The organism is Merdimmobilis hominis (assembly GCF_016901855.1).
GTDB lineage: Bacteria > Bacillota > Clostridia > Oscillospirales > Ruminococcaceae > Paludihabitans.
Genome location: NZ_JACJKY010000042.1, coordinates 1 through 6,881, shown reverse-complemented (window position 1 = coordinate 6,881; position 6,881 = coordinate 1). Strand labels below are relative to the sequence as shown.

The following is a 6,881-nucleotide window of genomic DNA, read 5'->3' as shown; positions in this document are numbered from 1 at the left end:
GTAAAAATCGTATACTGATAGCGAAAGGAGGATACCAATATGACCTTCGGGGAAAAAATACAAAAGCTGCGGAAAGAAGCCGGGCTGTCACAGGAGGAACTATCCTATCAGTTGGGCGTATCCAGACAGGCTATCAGCAAATGGGAGCGCGACAATGGTTATCCAGAAACAGAAAAGATTGTTCGCATGAGCAAAATTTTTAATGTGACACTCGACTATTTATTGAATGAGGAAGGTACACAGACACCGGAATCCGCTGCGGAGCAAGGAATATATGTAAGCCGGGAAATGGCAGATGGTTTCCTTTTGTATCAAAAGAGGAAGTATCTTAAAATTGCGATTGCCGTAGGCATCATGGTCGGTAGTCTTGCAATCTCGTTTATGTTTTCGGATATTTCCATGCTTCTGTTTATGCTGATATTGATTGTGGGGATTGTTCTCCTATTCTCTGTCAAATTAACAGATAATCCATATAGAAAACTCTGGAAGGAACCTCTGCTATTTGATAAGACCGTAAAGGCGGAATTAAATACGGCATACGCAGAAAAAAAGAAATTCCTTCAACTATTTAACTTAATCGGAATTGCTTTAATTGCGTTAGGATTTCTGTTTTTTCCCTTAATTATTCCGGCAGAATTACTCTTTGCAGATACGATTGCTTTAGCTGCGGGAATGGTTGTTGCAGGAATTGGAACATTTTTATGTATTTATATGTCTGGCCTTGTTCGTGCCTATCGGCTCTTGATTATGAATGAAGCCTATCAGCAGAAAGGAAAGTGAGGATATTATGAAAAAAATATTGATTACATTAGTGGCAATACTGGCACTCCTTTGCGGTTGTCAAGCCAACGAAAATACAAATACTTCCGATTATGGAGATGATATTTCAAAGGCACAGGAAATAGCTGTTATCTCTCCTGATACAGCGGAAGTTATTGATACGATTACTGATACAGAGGAAATCAAGAATTTTGTTTCGGCGCTGAATTTAGATCAATGGGAATTAAAAACGCTGCCAGATGAAGCGGCTATAATTGGTTCTTTTGGATTAGCACAAGAGAAAACAATCAAACTGGGGCAGACGGATACCGATGGAACACTATATGATATTGCTACCATCACCCTATACAATGGGGATTATATCAGTTTTGAAATTGGCGGGTTGGATATGACTTTTGAAGTGAGTGAGGATACGGCTGATTATTTGAATGGATATTTTGAATAACATTGGTTGGAATGGCAGTAGGTACTACGATGAATTCCGTTAGTTAGAGAAGGAGGATTCGTGGTGGCCATCATCTGGCCACCTTAACTCGAACTTTCAAAGCTGAATACCCGCTGCCTATCGGCGGCACCACCGAGCAGGAAATCTTGAAGCAGGTTTCCTGCTTTTCTTATGCCGTTTTTCAGAAGGAGGGCTGCTGATGGTATCAGAATACCAAGATGACTTGTGAAATGGCAATATATGGCTGGTGTTCTGGCGTGTACCGCAATGCTGTTCACGTTCGGAAAATGAAGGTCCTTAAAAAGTTGAAGCTCTTATTGGAGGGCTAAATTAAACCAAATAAGGAACCTCTTGCTTTGATAACGCAAGAGGTTCCTTTTATATCGTTTATACTTATTTTTCATATTCTTATTTAGGCGTTCATGTTTCTTGGCTTGTATTCTTCGAAAGAGCGAAGTATAATAGGTGCTGGAGGTATGTGCAATGGATTATATGACTTTAAGAGAAGCCGGCGAGAAATGGGGAATTTCTCCACGGCAGATCAATTATTATTGCTCCGAGGGACGCATTCCGGGAGCTGAAAAAATGGGAACGGTTTGGCTAATACCCAAAGACGCCCAAAAGCCGGTGGACGGCAGGACAAAGCAAGGGAGGGCCTTGAAACATGAATAGTGTTTTGATTATAGATGACGACAAGGAACTTTGTGCCTTGATGAAAAAATGTGTGGAACAGGAAAATTTGTCTGCGGTGGTGGCGCATGGCGGTTTAGAAGGCTTGCGGCTGCTGAAAGAAAACAAAGATGCCTGTTGCCTGATTATTCTGGATGTGATGATGCCGGGTATGGACGGCTTTCAGGTATTGCAGAAAATCCGGGAGAAAAATAATGTGCCGGTGCTGATGCTGACTGCCAAAAGCGATGAGGAAGATAAGGTTTCCGGCCTGCGGCTGGGGGCAGACGATTACCTGACAAAGCCTTTCAGCATTAACGAGCTGATGGCCCGCGTCAATTCGCTTATCCGGCGCTATACTACCTTAAATCCCGTGACCGGGAACGAGGCCGCCACCATGCTTCTGAAAGATATGGTGATTGATAAAGTCAATCGGACGGTGATTGTCCAAAATATCCCGGTAGAGCTAACCGGCAAAGAATTTGATTTGCTTCTGCTTTTGGCATCCAATAAAGGCCGGGTGTTTACAAAAAAGCAGCTTTACACACAGGTATGGACGGAAGAATACGACTTTGACGATAACAATATCATGGCCTTTATCAGCAAACTACGGAAGAAGATTGAGCCAAATCCAGAACAGCCGTTTTATATTCAAACCGTCCGGGGTGTGGGGTATCGGTTTAATAAGGAGGCATGAGTATGGAGTTAAATCTTTATCTGCTGCTGGCCCTATTGATTGCCCTGCTGGTAATTGGCTGGCTTTTAGCAAAACTTCACCGTGTCCGGGGTCAGCTTTCCCTTATTAAAGATGCCTTGACGGATATAAAGAACGGGAACCTAAACCGCCGTGTGCTGGCGCGGGAAAGTGACCTAACAAAGCAAATCTGTTATGACATCAACGAAATTGCTATGAGCAGCCAATCCCGGCTGATCCAGCAAAAGCAATCCGAGCAGGCTTATAAACGGCTTATGACGAGCCTTTCCCATGATGTAAAAACCCCTCTTGCTTCTCTGGTGGGCTATTTGGAGGCCGTAGAAAGCAAGATGGTGACAGGGGCCGAGCAGGAAGAATATATCCGGGTGGCTATGGAAAAAGCCCACTACCTGAAAGACTTTGTGACCGCCCTGTTTGAATGGGTGAAGCTGGACGCCGGGGAACAGATTTTTCATTTTGAAGTCTGCGACCTGAACGAACTTTCCCGCGACATCATGGCCGACTGGGTGCCGCTGCTGGAAAGCCACGATCTCACCTATGAAATTGAGATACCCGAAACAGAATACATGACGAGGGTTGACCCTACCGCCTATACCCGTATTCTCAATAACCTGCTGCAAAATATCCTGACGCACAGCGGCGCAAGACAAGTGACCCTGACCGTGACCGAAACGGAGCAGCAGGCAAAAATCATGGTGGCGGATAACGGGAAAGGGATTTCTGACGCAGATCTTCCCCATATCTTTGAACGGATGTATCAATGCGACCGTTCCCGGTCTGTCAGAGGGAACGGGCTGGGCCTCTCCATTGCAAAAGAACTGGTGAACGCCCATAAAGGCACCATCACAGCAGACAGTATTCCCGAAGCCGGAACAACATTTACCATTATACTTCCGAAAGCTCTGTGATTTCGCAGAGCTTTTTTTGAAAAATTTTTATCTCGGCAAGGTTATGGCAAGGTTTGTGTTTTATACTGGCCTTGTGGTTGGAGATGCCGGTATTATATCGCGGCATTACAGCCCGGAAAGTGAGGAAATAAGTATGAGCGATTATCTGATCGAAACAAAACAACTAACAAAAACTTACGGGGATCAGGCTGCCGTGAAAGACGTTAATCTTCATGTGAAGAAAGGGCGCATATATGGGTTGCTGGGACGTAATGGAGCTGGAAAAACCACCATTATGAAGATGATTTTAGGTCTGACATCTATTACTTCCGGCGAGGTAGATGTGTTCGGACAGAACATCAAAGGCCATGAGAAACGTATTTATCCCCGCATTGGCGCAATTATTGAAACGCCGGGGTTCTATCCTAATCTAACCGGAACAGAGAACCTTGAAATTTTCGCAAGGCTGCGTGGTACTGCTGCCCCCAACGCCGTTAAAAACGCTTTGAAAGTGGTGGGACTACCATACAAAGATAAAAAGCTGTTCAGCAAGTATTCGCTGGGAATGAAGCAGCGGCTCGGCATTGCCAATGCAATTCTGCATGACCCGGAACTTTTAATCCTCGATGAACCGACCAACGGACTTGACCCCATTGGCATTGCGGAAATGCGGGACTTTATCAAACATTTAAGCGCGGAACGTGGAAAAACGATTTTGATTTCCAGTCATATCCTTTCTGAGATTTCGCTTCTGGCGGATGATATTGGTATTATCGACCACGGAACCTTGCTGGTAGAAAATACCATGAAAGTGTTAGAAAAGAAAAATCGGAAGTATATTCTGCTTCGGATAAGTGATATGCCAAAGGCCATGCTGATTTTGGAGCAGGAATTTCATGTGACAAATTTTGATATGTACGATGGGCACACATTATGTATCTATGACACTTCTCTGGATATGGGAGCAGTCAACAAAGCTCTTGTTATGCACGATGTGTCCGTTATCAGTTCCCAGCTCTGTAATGATACTTTGGAGGACTATTTCAAAAGAATTACGGGGGGTGAGGGAATTGCTTAATTTGGTTCAGACAGAATTTTTGAAACTGCGGCGCAAGAAAATGATTTGGTTTATGCTGCTGGCTGCGTTTATCATGCCGTTTTTCTCTTTTGTCTATTACAACTATTTTGAGGCGAGCGGTATTGACCCGGTAGCGTTTTACAAGCTGGCCGCCTTTGGATATACCCCCTTTATCATCCTTCCCTTTGTGCTGGGCGTATTTTGTGTTGTGCTGATGCACGATGAAAACCGCTATGATATGCTCAAACAGCTTTGGATTGTCCCTGTCAGTAAAATGGGATATTTTTTCAGCAAGTTTATTGTTGTGTTGATCTATTCCATTGTTTTCATGCTGATTTCGGCGGTGGCTACGGTTCTATTCAGTGTTTTGCCCGGATTTGTCGCTTTTGAGTGGCAGAGTGTTGGATTTTTGGCAGAAAGGTGTTTGGAGATTGGCGTATTGACCGCTTTTGCTGTTATGCCGATTTTAGCCCTTGCCGCTTCAAAAAAGGGCTATATTTTTCCCGTTTGCATGACGCTGCTTTATGTATTTCTCGGCTTTTTTATCACGTCAATCAGTATGTACCTGCATCCTGTGTCCAGCATTTCCGTTATCATTGCAAGAAGCGGAAATATTCAGGGACTTGCTTTCGCACAGAATATCAATGTCCCGCTGGCGTTGTTCTGTATCTTTATTTGGGATGCGCTGTCTGTGCTATTTGCTGCTTTTTCGCTTCGCAAGAGAAAGTGAGGTGATTTGATGCGAAAAATGCTTTGGGCGGAATGGAGAAAACTTCGCCGTTCCAGTATCATCTTGCTTACTGTCTTTGCAACTGTATTGATTGCGGTCATTGTGCTGGTAGCGGGACGGGAAACAACCGTTGATGGGTTTTATTTGAGTGATGCAGGCTGGTACATGACAATGGTGCAACCGTGGGCTACCATGTTTGTTCTGCCTGCCATCGTTGCAATGCTCGGAAGTTATATGATTTGCCGGGAGGAACAAGACGACACCTTGAAATCATTGTTGCTGATCCCCGTGAATGAAACTACATTGACCGCAGCAAAAATGATTGTGACCTTTGTAATTAGCATTTTGATTTATTTATTGCTTTTTGCAATTACCTTTTCCGTAGAATTGGTTTTGCATCATACCGATCTATCTGTGGGAATGGTACTATCCTTTTTTAAGAGTTATCTGTTAGAGGGCATTGGTGTCTTTTTAGCGGTATCTCCAATTATTGCGTTAGTGTCCTATACCAAAAAGAGCTATTGGCTGGCTTTGCTGCTGGCAGAAATTTATTCTTTCGCTGGGCTGTTTATGAGTATGTCTAACCTGACAAGAACTTTTTATCCTATTACAGCCCTGTTAGGTGTCGCTGGCTATTATGAAATGACGACTGCTAATCTAATCGGAAGTATCTTTATCCTATTGGTGTGTGGTTGCCTTGCTGTGTTCATATTACTGTTGCATAGACACGGCGGAAAGGAGAAAAGACATCATGGCAAATAAACTTCGTAGATCAAGAGATAATCGGTGGATTGCCGGTGTCTGTGGGGGTATTGCTGAATATTTCGGCCTTTCTCCGAAGATTGTGCGTATTATCTGCGCCTTATTGATTATGGTGTATGGAAGTGGGCTAATGCTTTACATTATACTGGCAATCTTTATACCAAAAGAGGCGGCGCGTTAAGTGAAATTTGGCGGCCTAACATGAGAGGTATTGAATGAAAAAACGCATAGTCATTGTACTTTTAGTTGTTGCTTTACTGGCTGTTTCAATGCAGCATTACAGAGAAAACCATCCACGTTCTGATGATTCAAAAGGCATGGTGGAACGACTGACAGAATGGGCCGACAAACTCGGCTTGTACTAAAAATAGGTTTATAACTTCAATCTGCCGGACGACGGCAAAAGAAAAAAAGCCGTCGTGCAGCAGCCCATTTCCCATGCCTGATTACATTACGGCGGCTTTGACAAAATCAAGGCCGCCATTCTTTATGCCCTCATACGGAATGACGCCCTGACGCTGGCGGGATCGGCGGCCCACGGAGGGAGCCGCCATGAAGCAAAAAGCGTTTCGACATAATGCGACAGAGCGCAGGCTGTCAAAAAAGTCGCTTGCTGTTCACCGTGGCTTTACGCCTTTCATACTGAACCGTCATGCCATGATTTACACGAACTAAAAAGAAACGCACTTGCTGTTGGGGCTGTTGCCCCATTCTGCAGGTGCGTTTTTCTATATAGAGGAACCCCATCATTCCCACGTTGTAGGGGGCCGCCCGACCAGTCTGAATTTCTCGCAATTCAGACTGATCGGAGGTAA

General features: G+C 44.2%; 11 protein-coding genes. 10 read left to right on the top strand and 1 reads right to left on the bottom strand.

The window, feature by feature from the left end:
- Positions 1 to 39: 39 nt before the first annotated feature.
- The 10 genes from H6A12_RS12825 (at position 40) to H6A12_RS12780 (ending at position 6,431) form a co-directional block, all read left to right on the top strand.
- Positions 40 to 780, top strand: coding sequence for a helix-turn-helix domain-containing protein (locus tag H6A12_RS12825; RefSeq protein WP_204448407.1), 741 nt, complete (start codon positions 40 to 42; stop codon positions 778 to 780).
- Between the two features lie 7 nt (positions 781 to 787).
- Entirely contained in the window at positions 788 to 1,225 is a 438-nt protein-coding gene (locus H6A12_RS12820; RefSeq protein ID WP_204448406.1) for a hypothetical protein, read from the top strand.
- Positions 1,226 to 1,708: 483 nt separating this feature from the next.
- Positions 1,709 to 1,897, top strand: coding sequence for a helix-turn-helix domain-containing protein (locus tag H6A12_RS12815; protein WP_204448405.1), 189 nt, complete (start codon positions 1,709 to 1,711; stop codon positions 1,895 to 1,897).
- Entirely contained in the window at positions 1,890 to 2,591 is a 702-nt protein-coding gene (locus tag H6A12_RS12810; protein WP_204448404.1) for a response regulator transcription factor, read from the top strand. Before H6A12_RS12815 ends, H6A12_RS12810 begins: the two co-directional genes overlap by 8 nt.
- A gap of 2 nt (positions 2,592 to 2,593) precedes the next feature.
- The gene (locus tag H6A12_RS12805; protein WP_204448403.1) at positions 2,594 to 3,517 is read left to right on the top strand and encodes a sensor histidine kinase; all 924 of its coding nucleotides are present in this window, start codon (positions 2,594 to 2,596) and stop codon (positions 3,515 to 3,517) included.
- Between the two features lie 133 nt (positions 3,518 to 3,650).
- On the top strand, positions 3,651 to 4,574 hold the full coding sequence (locus H6A12_RS12800; protein ID WP_204448408.1) for an ABC transporter ATP-binding protein: 924 nt from the start codon (positions 3,651 to 3,653) through the stop codon (positions 4,572 to 4,574).
- Positions 4,558 to 5,304, top strand: a complete 747-nt coding sequence (locus H6A12_RS12795) for an ABC transporter permease (RefSeq protein WP_345941257.1) — start codon at positions 4,558 to 4,560, stop codon at positions 5,302 to 5,304. The genes H6A12_RS12800 and H6A12_RS12795 overlap by 17 nt, the downstream gene beginning before the upstream one ends.
- 9 nt (positions 5,305 to 5,313) lie before the next feature.
- Entirely contained in the window at positions 5,314 to 6,066 is a 753-nt protein-coding gene (locus tag H6A12_RS12790; RefSeq protein WP_204448401.1) for an ABC transporter permease, read from the top strand.
- The gene (locus H6A12_RS12785) at positions 6,056 to 6,247 is read left to right on the top strand and encodes a PspC domain-containing protein (RefSeq protein WP_087168767.1); all 192 of its coding nucleotides are present in this window, start codon (positions 6,056 to 6,058) and stop codon (positions 6,245 to 6,247) included. The genes H6A12_RS12790 and H6A12_RS12785 overlap by 11 nt, the downstream gene beginning before the upstream one ends.
- Before the next feature lie 34 nt (positions 6,248 to 6,281).
- Positions 6,282 to 6,431 (top strand): hypothetical protein, encoded by a 150-nt coding sequence (locus tag H6A12_RS12780; protein WP_162610185.1) that lies wholly within the window; start codon positions 6,282 to 6,284, stop codon positions 6,429 to 6,431.
- Positions 6,432 to 6,663: 232 nt separating this feature from the next.
- Here H6A12_RS12780 and H6A12_RS12775 read toward each other — a convergent pair.
- The coding region (locus tag H6A12_RS12775) for a hypothetical protein (protein ID WP_204448400.1) at positions 6,664 to 6,881 on the bottom strand (218 nt) is incomplete at its 5' end.